20 protein-coding genes are annotated in these 23,120 nt (G+C 65.3%); 9 read left to right on the forward strand and 11 right to left on the reverse strand.

What is annotated here, in order from left to right:
- Positions 1-72 precede the first annotated feature (72 nt).
- From mltB to KW832_RS05835, 4 genes are all read right to left on the reverse strand, one after another.
- A complete protein-coding gene (gene mltB, locus KW832_RS05820; RefSeq protein WP_218299201.1) occupies positions 73-1,149 on the reverse strand; it encodes a lytic murein transglycosylase B in 1,077 nt (358 codons plus the stop codon).
- Positions 1,150-1,286: 137 nt separating this feature from the next.
- Positions 1,287-3,314, reverse strand: coding sequence for a DUF3488 and transglutaminase-like domain-containing protein (locus KW832_RS05825; RefSeq protein ID WP_218299202.1), 2,028 nt, complete (start codon positions 3,312-3,314; stop codon positions 1,287-1,289).
- Positions 3,315-3,426: 112 nt separating this feature from the next.
- On the reverse strand, positions 3,427-4,482 hold the full coding sequence (locus KW832_RS05830; RefSeq protein WP_121419432.1) for a DUF58 domain-containing protein: 1,056 nt from the start codon (positions 4,480-4,482) through the stop codon (positions 3,427-3,429).
- Positions 4,483-4,485: 3 nt separating this feature from the next.
- Positions 4,486-5,406, reverse strand: coding sequence for a MoxR family ATPase (locus tag KW832_RS05835; RefSeq protein WP_010460095.1), 921 nt, complete (start codon positions 5,404-5,406; stop codon positions 4,486-4,488).
- A gap of 101 nt (positions 5,407-5,507) precedes the next feature.
- Between KW832_RS05835 and KW832_RS05840 the strand changes: the two genes are divergently transcribed.
- The 8 genes from KW832_RS05840 to KW832_RS05875 all read left to right on the forward strand — a co-directional run bounded on the left by KW832_RS05840 (position 5,508) and on the right by KW832_RS05875 (position 14,951).
- A complete protein-coding gene (locus tag KW832_RS05840; protein WP_055396137.1) occupies positions 5,508-6,413 on the forward strand; it encodes a histone deacetylase family protein in 906 nt (301 codons plus the stop codon).
- Positions 6,414-6,573: 160 nt separating this feature from the next.
- Positions 6,574-7,365, forward strand: a complete 792-nt coding sequence (locus KW832_RS05845; protein ID WP_218299203.1) for an enoyl-CoA hydratase — start codon at positions 6,574-6,576, stop codon at positions 7,363-7,365.
- A gap of 5 nt (positions 7,366-7,370) precedes the next feature.
- Positions 7,371-8,708 carry a mechanosensitive ion channel family protein gene (locus tag KW832_RS05850; RefSeq protein WP_218299204.1) on the forward strand — a complete coding sequence of 446 codons (1,338 nt, stop codon included), beginning with the start codon at positions 7,371-7,373 and terminating at the stop codon, positions 8,706-8,708.
- A gap of 217 nt (positions 8,709-8,925) precedes the next feature.
- Positions 8,926-9,675 carry an electron transfer flavoprotein subunit beta/FixA family protein gene (locus KW832_RS05855; protein ID WP_121507084.1) on the forward strand — a complete coding sequence of 250 codons (750 nt, stop codon included), beginning with the start codon at positions 8,926-8,928 and terminating at the stop codon, positions 9,673-9,675.
- Positions 9,676-10,608 (forward strand): electron transfer flavoprotein subunit alpha/FixB family protein, encoded by a 933-nt coding sequence (locus KW832_RS05860; protein ID WP_218299205.1) that lies wholly within the window; start codon positions 9,676-9,678, stop codon positions 10,606-10,608.
- A gap of 76 nt (positions 10,609-10,684) precedes the next feature.
- Entirely contained in the window at positions 10,685-12,475 is a 1,791-nt protein-coding gene (locus tag KW832_RS05865) for an acyl-CoA dehydrogenase (RefSeq protein ID WP_218299206.1), read from the forward strand.
- A 137-nt stretch (positions 12,476-12,612) separates the two neighbouring features.
- Complete coding sequence (locus tag KW832_RS05870; protein ID WP_055394253.1) at positions 12,613-13,566, forward strand: nitronate monooxygenase family protein; 954 nt, start codon at positions 12,613-12,615, stop codon at positions 13,564-13,566.
- Between the two features lie 251 nt (positions 13,567-13,817).
- Positions 13,818-14,951, forward strand: coding sequence for an ABC transporter substrate-binding protein (locus KW832_RS05875; RefSeq protein WP_121419439.1), 1,134 nt, complete (start codon positions 13,818-13,820; stop codon positions 14,949-14,951).
- 9 nt (positions 14,952-14,960) lie between these two features.
- On the opposite strand, the gene KW832_RS05880 is transcribed toward KW832_RS05875, so the two are convergent.
- From KW832_RS05880 to KW832_RS05890, 3 genes are read right to left on the reverse strand one after another with little or no spacing between them, the layout of a single operon-like run.
- Positions 14,961-15,971 (reverse strand): cytochrome d ubiquinol oxidase subunit II, encoded by a 1,011-nt coding sequence (locus tag KW832_RS05880; RefSeq protein ID WP_218299207.1) that lies wholly within the window; start codon positions 15,969-15,971, stop codon positions 14,961-14,963.
- Between the two features lie 10 nt (positions 15,972-15,981).
- The gene (locus KW832_RS05885) at positions 15,982-17,349 is read right to left on the reverse strand and encodes a cytochrome ubiquinol oxidase subunit I (RefSeq protein WP_218299208.1); all 1,368 of its coding nucleotides are present in this window, start codon (positions 17,347-17,349) and stop codon (positions 15,982-15,984) included.
- Between the two features lie 4 nt (positions 17,350-17,353).
- Entirely contained in the window at positions 17,354-17,944 is a 591-nt protein-coding gene (locus KW832_RS05890) for a GbsR/MarR family transcriptional regulator (protein ID WP_218299209.1), read from the reverse strand.
- Between the two features lie 191 nt (positions 17,945-18,135).
- Between KW832_RS05890 and KW832_RS05895 the strand changes: the two genes are divergently transcribed.
- Positions 18,136-19,254, forward strand: a complete 1,119-nt coding sequence (locus tag KW832_RS05895; RefSeq protein ID WP_218299210.1) for an acyltransferase — start codon at positions 18,136-18,138, stop codon at positions 19,252-19,254.
- Between the two features lie 22 nt (positions 19,255-19,276).
- Here the strand turns inward: KW832_RS05895 and KW832_RS05900 are convergent, their stop codons facing one another.
- The 4 genes from KW832_RS05900 to mdlC form a co-directional block, all read right to left on the reverse strand.
- A complete protein-coding gene (locus tag KW832_RS05900; RefSeq protein WP_055394290.1) occupies positions 19,277-19,666 on the reverse strand; it encodes a hypothetical protein in 390 nt (129 codons plus the stop codon).
- Between the two features lie 269 nt (positions 19,667-19,935).
- Entirely contained in the window at positions 19,936-20,349 is a 414-nt protein-coding gene (rnk, locus tag KW832_RS05905) for a nucleoside diphosphate kinase regulator (RefSeq protein ID WP_055394263.1), read from the reverse strand.
- A gap of 71 nt (positions 20,350-20,420) precedes the next feature.
- Positions 20,421-21,422, reverse strand: a complete 1,002-nt coding sequence (locus KW832_RS05910; RefSeq protein ID WP_218299211.1) for a tripartite tricarboxylate transporter substrate binding protein — start codon at positions 21,420-21,422, stop codon at positions 20,421-20,423.
- 94 nt (positions 21,423-21,516) lie between these two features.
- Positions 21,517-23,109, reverse strand: coding sequence for a benzoylformate decarboxylase (gene mdlC, locus KW832_RS05915; protein WP_218299212.1), 1,593 nt, complete (start codon positions 23,107-23,109; stop codon positions 21,517-21,519).
- Positions 23,110-23,120: the final 11 nt, after the last annotated feature.

Genomic DNA, 23,120 nt, shown 5'->3' on the forward strand with positions numbered 1-23,120 from the left:
CCGTCCTCCTGCCGGGCCTGCGGTGCGCCGCAGCGCCTCCCTCAAAAAAACGCCCCGGTGCGCCTGCGCAGGTCAGCGCGCGCGCGCCGCCGCCACTTCGCGGCCCAGCTCGATCACCGCCATCGCGTAGTAGCTCGACCAGTTGTAGCGGGTGATGGCGTAGAAATTTTCGGTGCCCGCCACATAGCTCGGCGCCTCTGCGCCGTTTTGCAGCTCCACCAGCGCGAGCGGGCCGTTGTGTTGTACGCCAGCCGCGTCGAGCACAGCACCCTTGGCTTGCATGCTGGCCACGCTGAAGGTGGGCAGGATGTCGGGCGCCAGCAGGTCATCCATCTGCAGCCGTGCCGTGTCGAACTGCACGCCAAAGTGCGTGGGCATTCCCGGCGTCCAGCCGTGACCCCGGAAGTAGTTGGCTACCGAGCCGATGGCGTCGGCCGGGCTGTTGAACAGGTCCACGCGGCCATCGCCGTCATAGTCCACGGCGTAACGCACCCAGCTCGACGGCATGAACTGTCCCAGGCCCATGGCACCAGCGTAGCTGCCGCGCGGCTCGAACGGGTCGGTGTTGCTGCGGTTGGTGAGGCTCAGGAACTGCTCAAGCTCGCGGCGGAAAAATTCGGTGCGCTCCTTGGCGCGCGGGTGGGCCGACGGGAAATCAAACGCCAGCGTGGCCAGCGCGTCCATCACGCGGAACGTGCCCATCTGCTGGCCGTAGATGGTCTCCACGCCGATGATCCCCACGATGATCTCGGCGGGCACGCCGTACTCGCGCTCGGCGCGCTCCAGCGTGGCCTGGTTTTCCTGCCAGAACCGCTGGCCTGCGCGGATGCGGATGGGGTCGATGAAGCGGCTGCGGTACACGCGCCAGTTCTTGGCCGTGCCCTTGGGTGGTGGCAGCATGAGCCGTGGCACCTGCGGCAAAAAATGCGCCTGCCCGACGGCCTGGCGCACCCATTCGCGGTCCAGGTCGCGGCGCGCAGCCAGGTCGTCGGCAAACTGCAGCGCCTCGGGGCGCGATGCGTAGAGCACGGCTGGCTTTTGCTTTGTGATGCTGGTTTTGGAGGATTTTTGCGGGCTAGCGCTTACTGGTAGTGCGCAAGCAGCTATCAAAAATATAGCTGTTGTGATCCATGGAGCTGTCTTCTTCATTTGGGTTGTTCGTTACTTTGTTTTGTCCCTGCGCCCCGAAACCGACGCGACCCAGGCCAGGGATGCCAAGCAAGGGCCGCCCCGCAGCAAGGGCATCGTCCCCTTGGGGGGAAGCGGCGAAGCCGCTCAGGGGGGATTCATCGGTTTGGCCAGTGCAGTGCGCGAAACTCGCGCTGCAGGGCTCCCAGTTCGGTGTCGGGGTGGGGGGCGTAGCGCAGGCGTTCCAGCCGCAGCAGCCAGTCTGCCACCCCGGCAGCCTGCGGGCCGAAATGCGCGCGCACCCGTTCGGCCATGGCGCGAGGGGGCAGGGTTTCGGGCAGCGTCAGGCCGGCGCGCGCCAGGCGCTGGCGCGTGCGGGCCAGCAGCCGCAGCCAGGGGTCGTGCTGGGCACGTTCCCAAAGGCTCCAGCCCATGCCGCCCAGTGCAGCCGCGATGACCAGGCTGCCCAGCACGGTGGTGAGGTCCTGCCAGCTCGGAGATTCAAACCCCAGCGCCTTGAGCAGGTCCATCTGGCGGCTCTGGGTGTAGTTGAGCACCCACTGGTTCCAGCCGTTGTTGACGGCTTCCCACACGGCCCGCAGGTTCTGCACCATGCCCGGGCTGAGGGTGCCCAGGGCGTTGGCGAACGCACCCTGGGGCGCGCGCAAACGCTGGAACTGGCCCACGCGGTTCGGCGAGACGGCGCCTGTGGGATCTACACGCACCCAGCCACGCCCCTCCATCCAGACTTCGGACCAGGCATGGGCATCGGCGTTGCGCACCGTCCAGTAGCCATCGACGGGGTTGCGCTCGCCGCCCTGATAGCCCGTGACGATGCGTGCTGGCACATCCATCGCGCGCATCAGCACCACGAAGGCCGAGGCAATGTGTTCGCAAAAGCCTTCCTTGCGGTCAAACCAGAACTCGTCGGCGGTGTGCTCGCCAAAGACGCCTGGATCGAGGGAGTAGTTGTAGCCCCCCGTGCGCAGGCGTTGCAGGACGGCATTCACCAGAACTTCCGTGCGGGCGTTCGCCAGTGCAGGGTCTGCCCGCATCTGTGCCGCCAGCTCCAGGGTGCGCGGATTGAAGCCGGGCGGCAGCTCGGTGTACACGCGCAGTTGCCGCACCGACTGCTGGGGGCCGTGGCGGAACTCGGGGTAGCTCACGGCCTGGTAGCGCATCACCTCGGTGATGGGACGTGCCGTCATCCACTGCAGATCCTGCGTCATGTAGGCCTGCATGTTGTTGGGCAGCTGGGGAGCCTCGGGGGTGGCCTCCAGCACCATCAGCCAGGGCTGGCGCTGGGGTTCGAGCGTTACTTCATAGCGCACCGCCGGGCCGCTGACCTGCAGATTGGCGGGCAGGGCTGCACGTGCGGCCCAGGCGCTGTCTTCGCGGAAGGGCTCGGCCTGCCATTCCCGACCATCGAACGCGGTCATGACGGGCCCGCGAAAGTACAGCGTGGATTGTGCAGGCACATCGGTGGGCGCCCCTTCAAAGCGCAGGCGGATGGCCACGCGCTCATCCAGTGCGATCTCGGCCATGTCCCCGATCTTCATCGTGCCCGACAGGCCGCTACGCCCGGAGAGGTTTTCGCCGGGCATGCCCCACAACGGTGACATGCGTGGGAACAGCATGAACAGCGCCACCATGATGGGCGCGCCCAGCAGTGCCATGGTGCCCGCCATGCGAAAGGTCTGCGCCAGCGGCGGGCGCCCTACCGGCATGTGGGCATTGACCAGTGCCATGAGCAGCCCCAGCAGCGCCACCAGCATGGCGGCGGCAGTCAGCAGAGATTGCGAGAAGAAGAAATTGCTGAGCATCGTGAAGAAGCCCAGGAAGAACACCACCATGGCATCGCGGCGTGCGCGCAGCTCCAGCATCTTGAGGGCGAGCAGCATGACGATGAGGGTGACACCCGCATCCCGCCCGAGGATGGTGCGGTGCGTGAACAGCGTGCCTGCCACCGCTACCAGGAGCAGGGCGGCCACTGTCCAGCGGCCGGGCAGAGGGCGGCCCGTCCAGGCCAGCCAGCCGCGCCACAGCAGCAGGCCGCCAGCCAGAAGGCTGGTCCACACCGGCAGGTTGGACACCTGCGGCGCGATCACCCAGACGATCACGAACAGCAGAAAAAGCGTGTCGCGGGCGTCGCGAGGCAGGGAAACAAGGGTCTGTCGCAGGTTCATGGCAAGGGGGCACGCCCGACAGGTGGTGATTGATTTGCTATCAAAAATGTAGCTATCTGCGCTTTTCTAGCGAGCGCAAGGTGCCAGTTTGATCTAAATTTTGAGGGACGAATCAGCACAATGCCAGTGCCTCCAGGCAATTTCTGCGATGGGCCGCCCCCGTGTCCGGGGCGATCTCCACACCCGGCAGGCGCAGGCCATAGTCCAGCCCCAGCCGGTCGGCTTGCAGCACCCAGGCGGTCAGGCGCGAGATGCGGGCTTCGTGGTCGGGCAGTGAGGCACGGGCCAGGTCCAGCCACAGCTCGTGCCGCTGGGCCTGCTGGGCGTCGCGGCTCACCAGGTCGTCGGTGCCGGTGGCCAGCGACTTGGCGGCCTTCTTCCAGACCACGAGCTTGAGCGGATCGCCCCGGCGGTAGGCGCGCACACCGTCGAATTCGCCAATGCCCTGTGTGGGCGTGTTGCCCGCTCCGCCCGCGCGCGGTTCGCCAGACGGCAGGGGCGGTGTCGGGGTTTCGGGTGCGGGGTAGACCAGCACCTGGGCAGCGGGGCGCCAGTAGGTCCAGACGCGGAAGGTGCCCAGCGGAAAGCGCGTCTCGGCGGTCAATGTGGGAACGCGGTGCAGGCCCCGGCGCTCGGGCTTGAAAGCGACTTGCACGCTGGACTGCCCTTGCGCTGGCACGTCGGTCCAGGCCCAATGATGGGGTTCCTTTTGCGCCTCCTTGCCCGTGCCGTGCACCGACAGGGCGATGCCGTAGCGCGGGGTCTTGCGCTCGCTGGACAGCTGGATGTCAAACGCGGTGCTGCTGCCCATGAAGTGCGGCTCGGGTGCTTTCAGGTGCAGGGTCAGGCCGCGCAGGTTGGCGTGGCAGATGTGCATGCCGATCACCGCACTGCCCGCCAGCAAAAAGGTGAGCAGGTAGCCCAGGTTGAGCTGGTAGTTGATGGACGCGATGAGCAGCACGATCAGCGTCAAAGCCAGCATCCAGCCCGAACCGGTGGGCAGGATGTAGACATTGCGCTGCGTGAGCGCCAGCGTGTCGCTCAGCGGCAGGCGCGCCTGCCACCAGCGCTGGAAGCGGCGGCGCAGCGGCGCAAACGGGTTGAGCGTGGCGGCCAGGCTGCGCCAGCGCGCAAGGGGTGGGAGGGGCGGTGGGGTGGCGGATTCCATGGGTCAGGGCAATGGAACCGCTTCGACCATCGCGCGCACCTGCTCCACCGCGCCGCGTCCGGCGTCGCCGACGGGCACAAGGCGGTGGGCAATGGTCTGGGGCAGCACCGCCTGCACATCATCGGGCGCCACATAGTCGCGCCCGCTGATGAGGGCCTGCGCCTTGGCCGCGCGCACCAGGGCAATGCCCGCGCGGGGCGAGAGCCCTTGTAGAAACCACCGGCCCGAGCGGGTGGCCGCAATCAGGTCCTGGACATAGTTGAGCAGCGGATCGGCCGTGTGGATGGCCTGCACCTGGCGCTGCAGCTCGGCCAGTTCCTCGTCGGACAGCAGGGGCAGCATGGTGTCCACCATGTCGCGCCGGTCCGCGCCCGCCAGCAGCACACGTTCCGCGGCGCGGTCGGGGTAGCCGATGGAGATGCGCATCAAAAAGCGGTCGAGCTGCGACTCGGGCAGCGCGAAGGTGCCTAGCTGGTCGTGCGGGTTCTGCGTGGCGATCACGAAGAACGGGTGGGGCAGGGCGCGGGTTTCGCCCTCCACCGACACCTGCTTTTCTTCCATGGCTTCGAGCAGCGCGCTTTGCGTCTTGGGGCTGGCGCGGTTGATTTCGTCGGCCAGCAGCACCTGGGCAAACACCGGGCCGGGGTGGAACACGAAGGCTTCCTTGCCGCGTTCGTACACCGACACGCCGGTCAGGTCGCTGGGCATCAGGTCGGCCGTGAACTGCACGCGCGAGAACTGCAGGCCGAAGGTGCGTGACAAGGCGTGGGCCAGGGTGGTCTTGCCCACCCCGGGCACGTCTTCGATCAGCAGGTGCCCCCCCGCCAGCAGGCAGGCCACGCAGTCCTGGACCTGGGCCTGTTTGCCCACGATCACCGTGTTAAGCTGATCCAGAAGTGATTTGATTTTGTGCTGTGCGTTCATGGCATGACGTTATCCGAAAAATTGAGAAAAATGCGACACGCGGGGACAAGACTGTGAGCAAGACGGGCTATTTCACCCATCGGGATTGTTGGAAGCACGAGATGGGCCCGGGCCACCCCGAATGCCCCGAACGGCTGGACGCCATTGAGGATCGCTTGCTGATCACCGGCGTGGCCGACGCGCTGGAGCGCTACGACGCCCCCGAGGCCTCGCTGGCCGACATCGAGCTGGCCCACGGCCGCATGCACATTGCGGCGTTGCGCGGCCTGTCAGACCGGCTCAACGAAGAGCTGATGGCGGGCGGCCCCAACTACGCGCAGATCGACACCGACACTTCCATCAACGCCCACACCTGGAAGGCGTCGCTGCGTGCCGCCGGGGCGGCCCTGGCCGCCACCGATGCCGTGATGGCGGGCGAGGTGGAAAACGCGTTCTGCTCGGTGCGCCCCCCCGGCCACCATGCCTGCCGCGACAAGGCCATGGGTTTCTGCTTCTTCAACAACGTGGCTGTGGCGGCCAAATATGCGCTGCAGCGCTACAACCTGCAGCGCGTGGCGGTGGTGGACTTTGACGTGCACCACGGCAATGGCACCGAGGACATCCTGGCCAATGACCCCCGGGCGCTGATGGTCAGCATCTTCCAGCACCCGTTCTACCCCTACAGCGGCGACCACGATCCCGCCCCGAACATGGTCAACGTGCCCGTGCCCGCCTACACGCGGGGCATGGACATCCGCGAGATCATCGAGATGATGTGGATGCCCCGGCTGGAAGCCTTCAAGCCCGAGATGATTTTTGTGAGTGCGGGTTTTGACGGCCACCGCGAGGACGACATGGGCCAGCTGGGCCTGACCGAGCAGGACTACGCCTGGATCACCCAGCGCGTGAAGGACGTGGCCCGCCGCTATTCCCAGGGCCGCATCGTGTCGTGCCTGGAGGGCGGCTATGTGATGGGGCCGCTGGCGCGCAGTGTGGAGGCACATTTGCGGGTCCTCGCGGATTTGTGACCAACCCCCTGAGCGGCTTCGCCGCTTCCCCCTTCTCTTGCATCGCTGCGCGATGCGGAAGGGGGACGCCGCCAGCGCGGCGGGGCGGCCCTTGCGCGGCGGCCCCCGCCTGGGCAGTGCCAGTTTCAGTCGGCGTGCAGATGGCTGAGAGGAGCAAACTATGACGACAAAGAACTTCGATGATGTGCTGACAACCACCCGCGACGCCCGTGGCGTGGTCACCTTGACCCTGAACGACCCGGCCCGCTTCAACGCGCTGGGTGCAGAGATGCTCTCTGCGCTGCAACAGGCGCTGGACGATGCGGGCCGTGACGAAGCTGTGCGCGTGGTCGTGCTGGCCGCAGCAGGCAAGGCCTTCTGCGCCGGGCACAACCTCAAGGACATGGCGGCGAACCCGGACCTGGCGTACTACCAGAAGCTGTTTGCGCAATGCAGCCGCATGATGCTGGCCATCCACAAGCTGCCAGTACCCGTGATCGCCAGGGTGCAGGGCATGGCGACGGCGGCGGGCTGCCAGTTGGTGGCGCAGTGCGACCTGGCGGTGGCGGCCGACAGCGCCAGCTTTGCCACCAGCGGCATCCACTACGGCCTGTTCTGCGCAACGCCGAGCGTGCCGCTCGTGCGCAATGTGCCCGCCAAGCGGGCGATGGAAATGTTGCTCACCGGCGATTTCATCGATGCGCCCACCGCGCTGGCGCAGGGTCTGTTGAACCGTGTGGTGCCCGCCGATGCGCTGGATGCCGAGGTCGAAAAGTTGGTGGAGTCCATCCTGCAAAAGCCCCGCGTGGCCGTGGCCATGGGCAAGGCGCTGGTGTACCAGCAGCGGGAGCTGGGCATCGATGCGGCCTACCAGCTGGCGGGCCAGACCATGGCCACCAACATGATGGACGAGGCCGCGCAGGAAGGCGCGCGCGCCTTTGCTGAAAAGCGCCAGCCTGCCTGGAAGCGCTGAGAGCCATGGTGACGACGACGGACATCCCCATGCTGGAAGACGTGGGCCGCTGGGCCGAGGCGTTCCTGCGGCCCACGGTGCTGGTGGAACTGGCGGCCTTGGCGGCCTGCCTGGGCATGGCGTGGCTGCTGGTGGCGCTGCTGCAGCGCGGGCTGCACCGGGGCGACCCGCGCTCGATCCTGTTTGGCACGCGGATCGTGGATGGCGCACTGTTTCCGCTGGCGCTGCTCACGCTGGCCTATGTGGCGCGTGCGGCGCTGCTGCAGTGGATTCCGCTCGCGGTGTTCAGGGTGGCGGTGCCGGTGCTGGTGTCGCTGGTGGTCATCCGCATCGGGGTGAAGGTGTTGCAGGTGGCATACCCGGATGCCGCCTGGGTGCGGCCCATTGAACGCTCCATCTCCTGGCTGGCCTGGCTGGGCATGGTGCTGTGGGTCACGGGGCTGCTTCCCCTGGTGCTGGAGGAGCTCGACCAGATCCATTGGAAGGTGGGTGGAGCCACGTTGTCGGTGCGCACCATCATCGAAGGCGCACTGACGGCCGGGGCCGTGTTGCTGATCGCGCTGTGGATCTCGGCCGCCATCGAGTCGCGCCTGCTGCGCTCGGCCACCGGGGCCGAGCTGTCGCTGCGCAAGGCCGTGAGCAATGCCGTGCGGGCGCTGCTGATCTTCGTCGGGCTCATCATGGCCCTGTCGGCCGTGGGCATTGACCTGACCGCGTTGTCTGTGCTGGGCGGTGCTGTAGGGGTGGGGATTGGCTTTGGCTTGCAGAAGCTGGCGTCCAACTATGTGAGCGGTTTTGTGATCCTGGCCGAGCGCAGCATGCGCATTGGCGACAACGTGCGGGTGGACAACTTCGAGGGGCGCATCACCGATATCAATGCGCGCTACACGGTGGTGCGCTCGTCCACGGGCCGCGAGTCCATCGTGCCCAATGAGATGCTGATCATCCAGCGGGTGGAAAACCTGTCGCTGGCGGACCCCCGCGTCTGGTTGTCCACCGTGGTGAGCGTGGGCTATGACAGCGATGTGGACCTGGTGACGCGGCTGCTGGGCGAGGCCGCCTTTGCCAGCAGCCGTGTGCTGCGCGATCCGGCGCCCAGTGTGTCCTTGTCGGCGTTTGGTGCCGATGGGCTGGAGTTCACCGTGGGCTTCTGGATTGCCGACCCCGAGAACGGTTCGCTGGGCCTGCGCTCGGAGATCAACCGCGCCATCCTGAGTGCACTGCGCGCCCACAAGATCGAAATCCCTTATCCGCAGCGGGTCATGCATGTGCAGGTCGAGGGAGCACTGCCCCCTGCTGTGTCGAATGCGGCGGTGGGCCGCGCACTGGCGGGTTCTGAGTAGCCTTGCCCGCTTGTCCGTTGGCTGCAGGTTGCCCAAGGCGACAGCAAACTCTAGACAGGTGCTGCGCCCACTCGCCTATAATCCACAAAAAGCACGATCGTTCTTTTTTCTAATCGTGTGATCTGTGTGCTGGGCCCGTAGCGCTTTCGTTGCAGTGCCGCATAGAATGTTCCAGTTTACGTAAACGTCAATTCAACCAACTCTAGGAGCCGCAGCAATGAAGGTCTTGGTCCCTGTCAAGCGCGTGGTGGACTACAACGTGAAGGTCCGCGTGAAGTCGGACAACACGGGTGTGGACATCGCCAACGTGAAGATGAGCATGAACCCCTTTGACGAAATCGCCGTTGAAGAGGCCGTGCGCCTGAAAGAAAAAGGCCTGGTGACCGAAGTCATCGCAGTCTCCTGCGGCGTGGCCCAGTGCCAGGAAACCCTGCGCACTGCCATGGCCATCGGTGCCGACCGCGCCATCCTGGTCGAGACCGACGTCGAGCTGCAGCCCCTGGCCGTTGCCAAGATCCTCAAGGCCCTGGTGGACAAAGAGCAGCCCGGTCTCATCATCCTGGGCAAGCAAGCCATCGACGACGACGCCAACCAGACCGGCCAGATGCTCGCGGCCCTGGCCGACCTGCCCCAGGCCACGTTCGCCAACAAGGTTGAACTGTCGGCCGACAAGGTCAGCGTGACGCGTGAAGTGGACGGCGGCCTGGAAACCCTGCAGCTGTCGCTGCCAGCGGTCATTACCACCGACCTGCGCCTGAACGAGCCCCGCTACGTCACCTTGCCCAACATCATGAAGGCCAAGAAAAAGCAGCTCGATACCGTCAAGCCCGAAGACCTCGGCGTGGACGTGGCTCCGCGCCTGAAGACCCTCAAGGTGACCGAGCCCGCCAAGCGCGGTGCTGGCATCAAGGTGGCCGACGTAGCGGCACTCGTTGAAAAACTCAAGAACGAAGCGAAGGTGATCTAAATGTCGGTACTCGTTATTGCTGAACACAACAACGCGTCCATCAAGGGCGCCACGCTGAACACCGTGACGGCCGCTGTGGCCTGCGGCGGCGATGTGCACGTGCTGGTGGCCGGCCACAACGCCGGTGCAGCCGCCGCCGCAGCCGCCCAGATCGCCGGTGTCGCCAAGGTCATCCACGCAGACGCCCCTGGCCTGGAACACGGCCTGGCCGAGAACGTGGCCGCGCAAGTGCTCGCCATCGCAGGCAACTACAGCCACATCCTGTTCCCCGCCACCGCCAGCGGCCGCAACGTGGCCCCCCGCGTGGCCGCCAAGCTGGACGTGGCGCAGGTCAGCGACATCACCAAAGTGGTGAGCCCAGACACCTTCGAGCGCCCCATCTACGCCGGCAACGCCATTGCCACCGTGCAAAGCGCCGACAGCGTAAAGGTCATCACCGTGCGCGCCACGGGCTTTGACGCCGCAGCCGCCACGGGCGGTTCCGCAGCCGTTGAAACCGCCGCAGCCACCGCAGACGCTGGCAAGAGCAGCTTCATGGGCAGCGAAATCGCCAAGAGCGACCGCCCCGAACTCACGGCCGCCAAGATCATCGTCTCCGGTGGTCGGGCGCTGGGCAGCAAGGAAAAGTTCGACGAAGTGATGACGCCCCTGGCCGACAAGTTGGGCGCCGCTTTGGGTGCCAGCCGGGCCGCAGTGGACGCAGGCTACGCCCCCAACGACTGGCAAGTGGGCCAGACCGGCAAGATCGTGGCGCCGCAGCTGTACATCGCAGCGGGTATCTCGGGCGCCATCCAGCACTTGGCGGGCATGAAGGACTCCAAGGTGATCGTGGCGATCAACAAGGACCCTGAGGCGCCGATCTTCAGCGTGGCCGACTATGGGCTGGAAGCGGATCTGTTCACGGCCGTGCCAGAACTGGTCAAGGCCCTGTAAGAACGCCCCTGTGCACACAAAGGCATCGCTCGCGATGCCTTTTTTTTGACGAAATTTCGCTTTCCCGGAGACACCCATGAGCTACACCGCCCCCGTCAAGGACATGCTGTTCGCCATCGAGCACCTGGCCAACATTGAACAGATCGCGCAAATCCCCGGTTTTGAGGATGCCGGGCTGGACACGGCGGCTGCCGTGCTGGAAGAGTGCGCCAAGTTCAACGAAGGGGTGTTGTCGCCGCTCAACTGGGAAGGCGACAAGAACCCGTCGAGCTTTCAATCCGGCGTGGTCACCACCACCCCCGGCTTCAAGGAAGCCTTCCGCCAATACGCCGAAGGCGGCTGGCAAGGCCTGCAGCACCCCGCCGACTTTGGCGGCCAGGGCCTGCCCAAGACCATCGGCGCGGCCTGCATCGAGATGACCAACAGCGCCAACATGAGCTTTGCGCTGTGCCCGCTGCTGACCGATGGCGCCATTGAGGCGCTGCTCACCGCAGGCAGTGACGAGCTCAAGGCCACGTACCTTGAAAAGCTGGTGACCGGCGAATGGACCGGCACCATGAACCTGACCGAACCCCAGGCGGGCTCAGACCTGGCCCTGGTGCGTACGCGTGCAGAACCCCAGCCCGACGGCACCTACAGGATTTTCGGCACCAAGATCTTCATCACCTACGGTGAGCACGACATGGCCGAGAACATCATCCACCTGGTGCTGGCCCGCGTGCAGGGCGCGCCTGAGGGCGTCAAGGGCATCAGCCTGTTCGTGGTGCCCAAGTTCATGGTCAACAAGGATGGAAGCCTGGGCGCGCGGAATGACGCGCATTGCGTGAGCATCGAGCACAAGCTGGGCATCAAGGCCAGCCCCACGGCCGTGCTGCAGTTTGGCGACCATGGCGGCGCCGTGGGCTACCTCGTGGGCCAGGAAAACCGCGGACTCGAATACATGTTCATCATGATGAACGCGGCCCGCTACGCCGTGGGCATGCAGGGCATTGCGATCTCCGAGCGCGCCTACCAGAAGGCTGTGCAGTACGCCAAAGACCGCGTGCAGAGCCGCCCCGTGGACGGCAGCATCAACGCCAGCGCCGCCATCATCCACCACCCCGATGTGAAGCGCATGCTGATGACGATGCGCGCCACCGTGGAAGGCTGCCGTGCCATGGCCACCGTGGCCGCAGCAGCGTTCGATGCTGCCCACCACCACCCCGATGCGGAAACGCGCAGGCAGAACCAGGCGTTCTATGAATTCATGGTGCCGCTGGTCAAGGGCTACAGCACCGAGACCAGCCTGGAAGTGACCAGCCTGGGCGTGCAGGTGCATGGTGGCATGGGTTTCATCGAAGAAACCGGCGCGGCGCAGTACTACCGCGACGCCAAGATCCTGACCATCTACGAAGGCACCACGGCCATCCAGGCCAACGACCTCGTGGGCCGCAAGACGGCGCGTGACGGCGGCCAGACCGCCAAGGGCATCGCCGCACAGATCGAGAAGACTGAGGCCGATCTGTTGGCCAGCGGCACCCCCGCCGCGCTGGCAGTGGCCAAGCGCCTCACGGCGGCGCGCAAGGCGCTGCTCGATGTGATTGACTTTGTGGCCGGTGGCACCAAGGCCCAGCCCAACGCCGTGTTTGCGGGCAGCGTGCCTTACCTGATGCTGGCGGGCAATGTAGTGGCGGGCTGGCAGCTGGCGCGCAGCCTGCTGGTGGCACAGGACCTGTTGCAAAAGGGACAGGACGAAGCGTTCATGCGCGCAAAAATCACTACGGCCCAGTTCTACGCTGATCACATCCTGGTGAAGGCCCCGGGCCTGCGCGACAGCATTGTGGAAGGCGCGGCCAGCGTTACCGAGTTGGCGCTGGAAGCCTTTTGAAGGTTGAGCGTGTTGTGAGGAGACGGACTGCCCGCAGAGCGGGCAGCTTGTTGATATAAAAATGATAGCTGCTAGCGCTTGATGAATAAGCGCTAGAGCCCTATTTCATCCAAAAACCTGTTCAGGAAGTTGTTGCCATGTCCAAACTGCCCGCCGCGCTGCAAAACCTCTCGCTGCCTGTCATCGGCTCGCCGCTGTTCATCATCAGCAACCCCAAGCTCGTGATTGAGCAGTGCAAGGCGGGTGTGGTGGGCTCCATGCCCGCGCTCAATGCCCGCCCCGCTGAGCTGCTCGACGAATGGTTGGCCGAGATCACCGAGACGCTGGCTGCCTACAACAAGGCCAACCCCGACAAGCCGGCCGCGCCTTTTGCCATCAACCAGATCGTGCACAAGAGCAACGACCGGCTGGAGCACGACATGCAGGTGTGCGCCAAGTACAAGGTGCCGATCATCATTACCAGCCTGGGCGCGCGCGAGGATGTGAACCAGGCCGTGCATGCCTGGGGTGGCATCGTGCTGCACGACATCATCAACAACAAGTTTGCCCACAAGGCGATTGAAAAGGGCGCCGATGGCCTGATCGCCGTGGCCGCCGGTGCGGGCGGCCATGCGGGTGTGAAGAGCCCGTTTGCGCTCATCCAGGAAATCCGCCAGTGGTTCGACGGCCCCGTAGCGCTGAGTGGTTCCATCGCCAGCGGCGACGCCGTGCTGGCCGCGCAGGCCATGGGTGCAGACTTTGGCTACATCGGCTCTGCCTTCATCGCCACGCACGAAGCGCGTGCCAGCGATGCCTACAAGCAGGCCATCGTGGACGGCAACTCCGACGACATCGTCTACAGCAACCTGTTCACCGGCGTGCACGGCAACTACCTGGCTCCGTCGATTCGCGCTGCGGGCATGGACCCCGACAACCTGCCCGAGTCCGACCCCAGCAAGATGAACTTTGGCGGCGATGCCAAGAAGGCCTGGAAAGACATCTGGGGCTGCGGCCAGGGCATTGGTGCCATCAACGCCGTGACCAGCACCGCCGAGCTGGTGGGCAAGCTGCGCCGCGAGTACGAGGCTGCGCGCGCGCGCCTCAAGCTCTGATGCTGCGCTGAGCTTTTTGGGCTCCACACCACCGCCGCTGCCCAGGGCGTGGTGGCTTTGGGCAAGAGGGCTTCATTCGCCCGCAGTGCGCCTGGTGTGCACTGCGGGCGAAGCTGTTTCTGGCGCTCCCGAGGCAAGGGCAAACCCCCATAAGCCTGTTCTGGTGGCTGCGGATAATGATGATGATCAATAACCAAAGCGCGTGTGCTTGGGTTGCTCGGTCAGCACATTCTTTGCAAGGTGGGTGCGTGATGTTTCGTTCTTTTCTGGTGCTGCTGGTTGCCTTGTGCACAGGTGGCCTGGGCCATGCCCGCAACGAGGGCGTGACCGCCGATGAAATCCGTCTCGGTGCATCGGCGGTGCTGTCGGGGCCGCTCGGGCCACAGACTGCGCAGTATGGCGAGGGCTCGCGGCTCATGTTCGACGCGGTGAATGCGCAGGGCGGCGTGCATGGCCGCATGATCCGATACACCACACTTGACGACGGCTTCGATCCCCAGAAAGCGGTGGAGAACACGCGCCAGCTGCTGGAGACCGACAAGGTCTTCATGATCTACAACAGCACCGGCACGGCGCAGACGGCCGCCATATTGCCCCTGATCAAGGAGCACCGCACCCTGCTGTTTGGCCCGGTCACGGGCGCTTCGGTGTTTCGGGAAACCCTCAACCCCTACGTCTTTCATGTGCGCGCAGGGTATGCGAGCGAGGCTGCAAAAATCGTCTCGCAGCTGCGCCAGCAGGGCATCAGCCGCGTGGCCGTGTTCTACCAGGACGACGGTCTGGGCAAAACCTTGCTGGCCGAACTCAAGAAAGCCTCCGATGAGGAAAAACTGGCCTTCGTGGCGGAGATCAAGGTAGATCCCAAACAGCCGGACTTCGCGGCTGCGGCGCAGGCCACCGAAAAGGCACAGCCCCAGGCCGTGATCGTTGCAACCGCAGGAACCACGTTCACCAGCTACATCAAGGCCGTGCAATCGACAGCGGCGCGGCCCGCGTACTACGGGTTCTCTGTAGCCAGCATGGACGTGATCCACCGCGAACTTAAGGAAAAGGCGCGCGGCATCATCCTCGCGCAGATCATGCCGTCGCTGCGCAGCACCACGGTGCCCGTGGTGGCCGAATACCTGGCCCTGCTGCGCGCCAAGTCCCCCAGCGCCCAGCCTTCGGCTTCACAGTTCGAGGGATTCGTGCATGCCCGGCTGCTGGTGGAGGGGCTGCGCCGCACGGGGCGCAACCTGACCACGGAGTCTTTCATCAAGACAATGGAGGATGCCGGTGAAATATCCTTTGGGCGCTTTAACGTCAAATACTCGCCCAAGAGCCACAACGGCTCGACTTATGTGGAGCTGGCCATTGTGGACGCGGAAGGGAGTCTGCGGTATTGAGCGGAGGTTTCACAACCCGTACGTCAGCTCCCGCGCCTTGCCCCAGAACACCCGGTACATGAAGATGGTGTAGGCAATGATCGCTGGCAGCGTGATGGCCACGCCGATGCCGATCACCACCAGCGATTCCGTGGAGCTGGCGGCCTGCCACACGGTCAGGCGGTCGATCACGATGTAGGGATAGATGCTGTAGGCCAGCCCCAGGAAGGCCAGCACAAAGATCAGCACGGTGGCGCCGAACACGATCCAGCCGTAGCCGGCCTGCACCACGCGCGGCGTGGCCAGCACATGGCGGATGGCAAAGAAGGCCGCCACGCAGGCCAGCGGAATGGGCAGCAGCGCAAACAGTTCGGGCAGTACAAACCACTTGGCAAACACCGTGGGGCTGACCAGCGGCGTGGCCAGCGAAATCCCCATGAGCGCAAACCCCATGGGCCACAGCGCACCCTGGCCCCAGCGGGCGGCCTTGCGCTGAAGATCGCCATCGGTCTTCATGAGGAGCCAGCCCGCGCCCAGCATCGCGTAGGCCGCAGGCAGGGTGATGGCAATGCCTGCAGAAAACAGCAGGCCCCAGGTGTCGTTCTGAAAGCCGGTGATGTAGGCCCCCAGCATCCAGCCCTGGGCCAGGGTGGTCGCCAGTGAGCCTGCCGCAAACAGGCGGTTCCAGGTGGTCTTGTGCGAGTCGCGGGCCTTCACGCGAAAGTCGAACGCCACGCCGCGCAATATCAGCCCCACCAGCATCACGGCCACCGGCAGGTACAGGGCCGACAGCACCACGCCGTGCGCGGTCGGAAAACAGATGAGCAGCACCCCCACGCCCAACACCAGCCAGGTCTCGTTGGCGTCCCAGAAAGGGCCGATGCTGGACACCATCACGTCCTTCTCCGCATCGGTGGCAAAGGGCAGGAGGATGCCCACGCCCAGGTCGTAGCCGTCGAGGATCACATAGGCCAGCAGGGCCAGGCCCATTACGGCCATGAAGATCAGGGGCAGGGCGGTGGCCCAGTTCAGTGCGTCCATGGAGGCCTCCTTAAACGGCGCGAGGGGCTGGAGCTGGATGGGACGCCGCCGGTGTGGGCATGGCTGGGTGTTCGGCCATGTACTTGATCACGCCCACATAGGCCACCAGCAGCAGCCCATAGACGATGAGATAGGCCGCCAGCGTGCTGGCCACCATGGCGGGCGCGTGGGGGGCCACGGCGTCGGCGGTCTTGAAAAGGCCATAGACCAGGTAAGGCTGGCGACCGATTTCGGTCACGTACCACCCGGCCAGTGTGGCCACCCAGCCTGAGAACGCCATACCCACCAGCGTGTAGAGCAGTGGCCGGGGCAGGGTGGCCAGGTCTTGCTTGCGGCGGCAATACAGCACAAAAGCACCCACCCAGGCCACGGCCAGCATGAGCAGGCCCACACCCACCATCACGCGGAACCCCCAGAAAACGGGCGCCACGGGCGGATGGGCCCTTGGGAATTCGTTGAGCCCCTTCAGCTCGGCGTCGATGTCGTGCGCCAGGATCAGGCTGGCCGCCTTGGGGATCTGCAAGGCGTAGTCGGTGCGACCTTCCTTCTCGTTGGGCAGGCCAAACAGCGTAAGTGGCGCGCCCTTCTCGGTGTGCCAGATGCCCTCAATGGCGGCGATCTTGGCGGGCTGGTGCTCCAGCGTGTTGAGACCATGCAGGTCGCCCATGAAGATCTGCAGCGGGATCACGACGGCCACTGCGGTGATGGCCGTGCGCAGGGCCTTGCGCGTGCCTTCGTTGGCCGTGCCCTTGATGAGCTGCCAGGCACTCACCCCGGCGATCAAGAAGCCTGCCGTGAGGGCCGATGCCAGCAGCTTGTGGCCCAGTCGGTAGGGGAAGGACGGGTTGAACACAATCGCCAGCCAGTCCACCGCGTGGAACTTGCCATCGATGATCTCGTAGCCCACGGGCGTCTGCATCCACGAGTTCAAACTCAAGATCCAGAAAGCCGACAGCGTGGTGCCAAAAGCCACCATGAGCGTGGCGACAAGGTGCATGCGCTCGGACACGCGCCCCCGGCCAAACAGCATGATCCCCAGGAAGGTGGCCTCCAGAAAGAACGCCGTCAGCACCTCATAGCCCAGCAGCGGTCCGGCAATGTTGCCCACATGTTCCATGAAGCCCGGCCAGTTCGTGCCGAACTGAAAACTCATGGTGATGCCCGACACCACGCCCAGCGCAAAGGTCAGCGCAAACACCTTGGTCCAGAAGTAGTAGGCCTGCTCCCAGCCCAGCGCCGCCGGTGTGCCGCGCGTGGCCGTGTGCCGCAGGCGGAAGAACACCAGAAACCAGCACAGCGCAATCGTGATGGTGGGGAACAGGATGTGAAAGCTGATGTTGGCCGCGAACTGGATGCGCGAGAGCGTGAAGGCGTCCATGGCGTCAAACTCCTGAGGGATTGCTCTTTGGCGAGTGACTGCCCTTGCCGGTCAGCCGGTCCTTGAATTCGAGCACCCGGGTAACGGCGGTGCCCATGCCCATGAGCTGCATCGCTGTTTCAGGCGCCAGGCGCTGCACGTCGTCGAACCATGTCATGAGCCGGTCGATCAGTTCGTGCATCTCGCGCATGCGTTCCTGGGCGTGGCGCTCTTCATCGGAGGAGGGCTCTTCGAGCAGCGCCATGCGCAGCATCGACAAGGTGGGTTCGATCTCGCGGCGGCGGCGTTCCTCGGCCAGCACACGGAAGATCTCCCACACGTCCTTGGGTGCCTCGAAGTACTCGCGCCGGTCGCCCGGCTGGTGGCTCAGTTTCACCAGCCGCCAGGCCTGAAGCTCCTTGAGCCCCATGCTCACGTTGGAGCGCGAAAACTCCAGCGTTTCAGCAATCTCGTCGGCATTGAGCGGGCGAGGAGACAGGAAAATGAGTGCATACATCTGGCCGACCGTGCGGTTGATGCCCCAGCGGCTGCCCATCTCGCCAAAGTGGGCCACGAACTGGCGGTTCAGAGGGGGTAAATGTTTGACGTAGGTCATATAGGCACGTATTGTGCGCTTGATTTTTTGAAATTTCAGTAATTTCTGAAAATTCAGGAAATTGCACCTTCAGAAGGCGGGGTATCGCGGCAGGCTCTAGGGCTGCGCAAACTGCTGGATGCGGGGGACAATAGAGGTTTTTGTCTGCCGGTGCGGCCCCGCCTCGGCACATGCCATACCTCCCCGCTCCCATGTCTTCGTCTCCTTCCCGCATGCCCCTGATCGATATGGTCAAGGGCGTGGCGTGCATCACCATCGTCTGGCACCACCTGGCCTTTTATGGCCCGATGTCGGACATCGCCCAGCCTCTCGCCCCCGCCTTGATGGCCTGGCTGTATGACTATGGGCGCATGGCGGTGCAGGTGTTTCTGGTGCTGGGCGGCTACCTTGCCGCAGCCAGCCTGGCGCCCCAGGGCGTGGCGCGGTTTGACCATGCTGGCAATGCAGTGGCCAAGCGTTTTGTACGGCTGGTGGTTCCCTACGCGGTGGCGTTGTTGCTGACGGTGGTGGTGGCTGCCTTGGTGCGCCCCTGGATGGAGCACCCTTCTGTGCCGCAAGAACCCACCTTGGCGCAATTGCTGGCCAATGCCTTGCTGCTGCAGGACATCGTGGACGAAGATGCCCTGTCTGCCGGTGTCTGGTATGTGGCCATCGACTTCCAGCTTTTTGCATTGAGCGTGCTGCTCTGGGCGGGCGTCAGGGCCCTGCCGGGCGCGTGGGCCCAGCGGCACAGGGCTGTTTTGGCCCGGGTGCTCATCGTGGCAGGTGTGGCGGCGTCGCTGTGGGTTTTCAACCGCATGGCCGGGCTCGACATGTGGGCGATCTACTTCCTGGGTGCCTATGGCCTGGGCATGCTGGCGTACTGGGCAGTGCGCGCAGCCAGCCCGGTGGGGTGGCTGAGCGCCATGGTGCTGCTGGGCGGTGTGGCCCTGGCGCTGGACTTCCGGGGCCGCATTGTGGTGGCGCTCGTCACGGCGCTGTTCCTGGTGGTGGCGTTGCGGTCCGAACGTCTGCGTGCCTGGGGCGGTTTTGCGCCGCTGGTTCGCGTGGGGCAGATGTCTTACTCCATCTTCCTCGTGCACTTTGCCGTGTGCCTGCTGGTCAATGCCGTGGTCAGCCACTTGTGGCCTGCTTCGCCGGTGCCCAATGCACTGGGCATGCTGCTGGCGTTTGTCCTGTCCCTCGCCGCCGGGCGCCTGCTCTACCTGCGGGTGGAGCAGCATGTGCCCACCTGGTCCACCGCATTGCGCTGGCAGGCGGGGCTGGTGGGCACCGGTCTGCTGGTGGCTGTTACCAACAACGGGTTCTGAATGAGGGCTCGTGAAGAGCTCTTCAACGCTGTAGCTTGCGCTCGCGCCGCTTGCGCTGCCGGTCCAGAAACCAGGCCATGAAGGGCAGGATCAGCATCGAGCCCGGAATCACCCAGATGAACAGGTAGGGACTCACGGACGAGGCTGACCGCATCACATCCCGCAAATGGGCGCGCTCTGCGGCATCCCAGTTGCCCTGGCGGCGCTGCTGCACCAGCCACACCACCGAGCCCTTCATGGTTGCCATCTCGCGCTTGAGGCGGCTCTTTTCGCGGCTGTTTCCCGCCAGGAAGGAGCAGAACCATTCAGGAGCCCGCTCCATTCGCCGCTGGAATGCGACCGTCGAGTCCGGGTCGAACTGGTCAATCGATGGAGGGATGTCTGGCGTGTGTGGTGCGGGCGGTGTGGTCATGGCGGCTGCCATTGTCGCGGCTCATGGCGCTTTGCACCACCCCAATCCGTGGCACTTGCACCCTCCAGGCAGGGCTCGCCGGGAATAGAAGGCGCGCAGTGCTCCAGCGGGCTCCAGCTACCCAATAGCCTCAGAAACCGGCGTGCTCAAAGGCCAGGGCAGCCAAGCAGGGGCCGCCCCGCAGCGAGGGCGGCGTCCCCCCGCCCGCAGTGCGCAGCGCTGTGAGAGCGGGGGGAAGGCGCGCAGCGCCTCAGGGGGGTGTCCCGAATTCAACGATGCAGTTCGCCGGCACTTTCAGGCTGGTACAGGATGTCTTTCACGCGCACCGTCATCGACTTGCCGCCCGGTCCGGGCCAGGCCAGTTCATCGCCCACCGCCAGGCCCAGCAGGGCGCTGCCCACGGGCGCGAAGATCGAGATGCGGTCTGCAGTGCCATCCGCGTCGCGCGGATAGACCAGGGTCAGGCAGAACTCCTTGCCCGTCTCCAGGATGGAGAACTGCACGGTGGAGTTCATGGTCACCACGTTGGGCGGGATGTCTTCGGGCGGCACCACATCGGCCCGGTCCAGCTCTGCTTGCAGGTCCGCCTTGCCCGGGAAGACACTGGCCGGGATGGCGGCCAGCAGGGCTTCGATGCGGTCAACGTCGAGCGACGACAGGATGATCTGGGGCTTGCGCGCCATGGCAGTACCTCTAAGGTGGTGACAAAGCGCGGGACTGTAGACCATCGCGAATCTCGCACTGCCGCGCGCGGTCAATCTCCCTGGATGTTGCGCGCCTTGATCAGGGCGCCAAACCGTGCGCTGTCGATGGAAGCCCGTGCGTTGAAGTCGGTGGGCGACATGGGGGCAGGCACCCCGCCCAGCGCCGTGATGCGGTCCTTGACGGCCTGCGTGCCCAGCACCTTGTTGATCTCGCGGTTCAGGCGCGTGACCACGTCGGGCGGTGTGCCCGCCGGTGCATAAAAGCCAAACCAGGTGTCTGCGTCAAAGCCCTTCAGACCCACTTCGTCCAGCGTGGGAACGTCCGGGAAGAGGGGTGAGCGCTTGGCGCTGCCCACGGCCAGCAGCCGGAGCTTGCCCGCTTTCACATGCGAGAGGCCGATACCCGGGTCGAACATGAAGTCCAGCTGCCCACCCAGTAGGTCCTGCATGGCCGGTGCCGCGCCCCGGTAGGGCACATGCACCGCAAATGCATTGGCCTGGGTCTTGAGCATCTCGGCCGCCAGGTGGGGCGAGCTGCCGTTGCCCGGCGTGCCAAAGCTCAGCTTGCCGGGGTTGGCCTTCAGGTGCGCGAGGAACTCCTGGATGGTGTTGACCGGCAGTGTGGGGCGCACCTCCAGGAAGACCAGCACCCGTGCAGCAGCAGCCACGGGTGTCAGGTCCTTGACGGGGTCGAAAGGCATCTTGGGATACAGGTGCGGGTTGACCGACACCATGCCGCCCGAACTCATGAGCAGGGTATAGCCGTCGGCCGGGGATTTGGCCACGGCCTCCCCGCCGATGTTGCCGCCCGCACCGCCCCGGTTTTCCACCACCACCGGCTGTCCCAGCACGGCCTGCAGGGGCTGGGTGACGGCGCGCGCAATCTGGTCGGCGGCGCCCCCGGCGGGGAAGTTGACGATGACTTTAATCGGCTTGCTGGGCCAGGTGTCTGCCATGGCGGCGGTGCTGAGCAGCACGCTGGCAGCGGCGCATGCCAGCGTGCGCAGCAGGTGGCGGGTGGTTGGGGAGGGCGGGTTGTGAACGGGGTGCATGGTTGTCTCCAGTCAAGGTGAGCGCCCGGGTGCGCCGGGTCTGGTGTGTTGTGGTGATGGGGTGAGCCGGGAAGAACGGTTTGTGCAGGGCCTGTCAGGCCACGTCCACCTCAACCAGGATGGCGCGCGGGCTGGCCAGTGCATCGCGCAGCGCCTGGTGCAGCAAGGCGGGGTCGCTCACACGCACAGCCTCGCAGCCCTGGCCACAGGCGAGCGCGAGGAAGTCGAGATCCGGCAGGTCGGTGCCTTCGAGCTTGTCGCCTTCGTGGAAGCCGAAGGTGGGGGCAAACTCCTGCAGCGCCGCGTAGCGGCGGTTCTTGAGGATGATGAAGGTGATAGGCAGCTTCAGCTGCGCCGCGCTCCACAGGGCCTGGATGGAATACATCGCCGAGCCGTCACCCAGCAGTCCGATCACCTTCTTGTCGGGTTTGGCCAGCGCCACGCCCACGGCGGCAGGCATGCCATAGCCCAGGCCGCCGCTGCACATGGTGTAGAAGGTTTCGCTTTGCACAATGGGCAGGTAGGCGTGCATGGCTGCGCGCGAGCTGGGCGCTTCTTCCACCACGATGGAGGCCGCGTCGCGCACCTCGGCCAGGGTCTGCATCACATAGGGCACGCTCATCAGCGGCCCCGTGGGCTCCACACGCGGGCGTGCGGGGCGCGGTTGTGGCAAGGCGCGTGGCGGTGGTGCGGGGCGCGCCAGCAGGTCGAGCACCCCTAGCCGGATGCCGCCAACGGCCGAGGTGCCTTCAGGCGTCCAGGCGGCGGTGCCGGGGTCTTCAATCAGCTGCACCAGTTGCGCGCCCGGCGGCACATGCGGGCCAAAGCCTTCCACGTGGTACGTGAACGCCGCGGCGCCCAGCGCAAACACCAGGTCGTGGCCGGCGAGCAGCGCGACGATTTTCTCGCGCATGGCGGGCAGCACCCCGGCGAACAGGCGGTGGTCCTGTGGAAAGCCGCAGCGGCCCGCCATGGGGGCAATCCACACGGCAGCGTTGTGCCGCTCGGCCAGCGCCACCACCTCGTCCCAGGCACTGTCGCGGTCCACGGCGGCACCCACCACGAAGACGGGGCGCCGCGCGGCATCCAGTGCATCGCCAATGGCCTCCAGCACGCGGGGCTCGGGACGCGTTTCGGTGCTCACGGTGCGCGCCTTCAGCGGCTCGCAAGGCTTGTCCCAATCGTCGGCGGGGATAGACACCAGCACCGGCCCACGCGGCTGCTGCATGGCGATGTAGTAGGCGCGGGCGATGGCCAGGGGTACGTCTTCGGCGCGCGCTGGCTCCACGCTCCACTTCACGTAGGGCTTGGGCAGCTCGGTGGCCTGGCCCGAGAACAGGAAGGGGTCGAACGGCAGGATGGAGCGCGCCTGCTGCCCGGCCGTGATGACCATGGGCGTGCGGTTCTTGTGTGCCGTGAAGATATTGCCCATGGCGTGCCCCACGCCGGCCGCCGAGTGCAGGTTCACAAAGGCGGCGTTGTGGGTGGCCTGCGCATAGCCGTCGGCCATGCCCACCACCACCGATTCCTGCAGGCCCAGGATGTAACGGAAGTCGCTGGGAAAGTCGAGGAACAGTGGCAGCTCGGTGGAGCCCGGGTTGCCAAAGATGGTATCGATGTGAAAGCCGCGCAGCAGGTCGAGCACGGCCTCGCGCACGGTGGGGAGATGGGGGTGTTCTGAAGGCATCCCCGCATCTT

This window comes from Acidovorax sp. sif0632, from assembly GCF_019218805.1.
In the GTDB taxonomy this organism is placed as follows: domain Bacteria; phylum Pseudomonadota; class Gammaproteobacteria; order Burkholderiales; family Burkholderiaceae_C; genus Acidovorax; species Acidovorax facilis.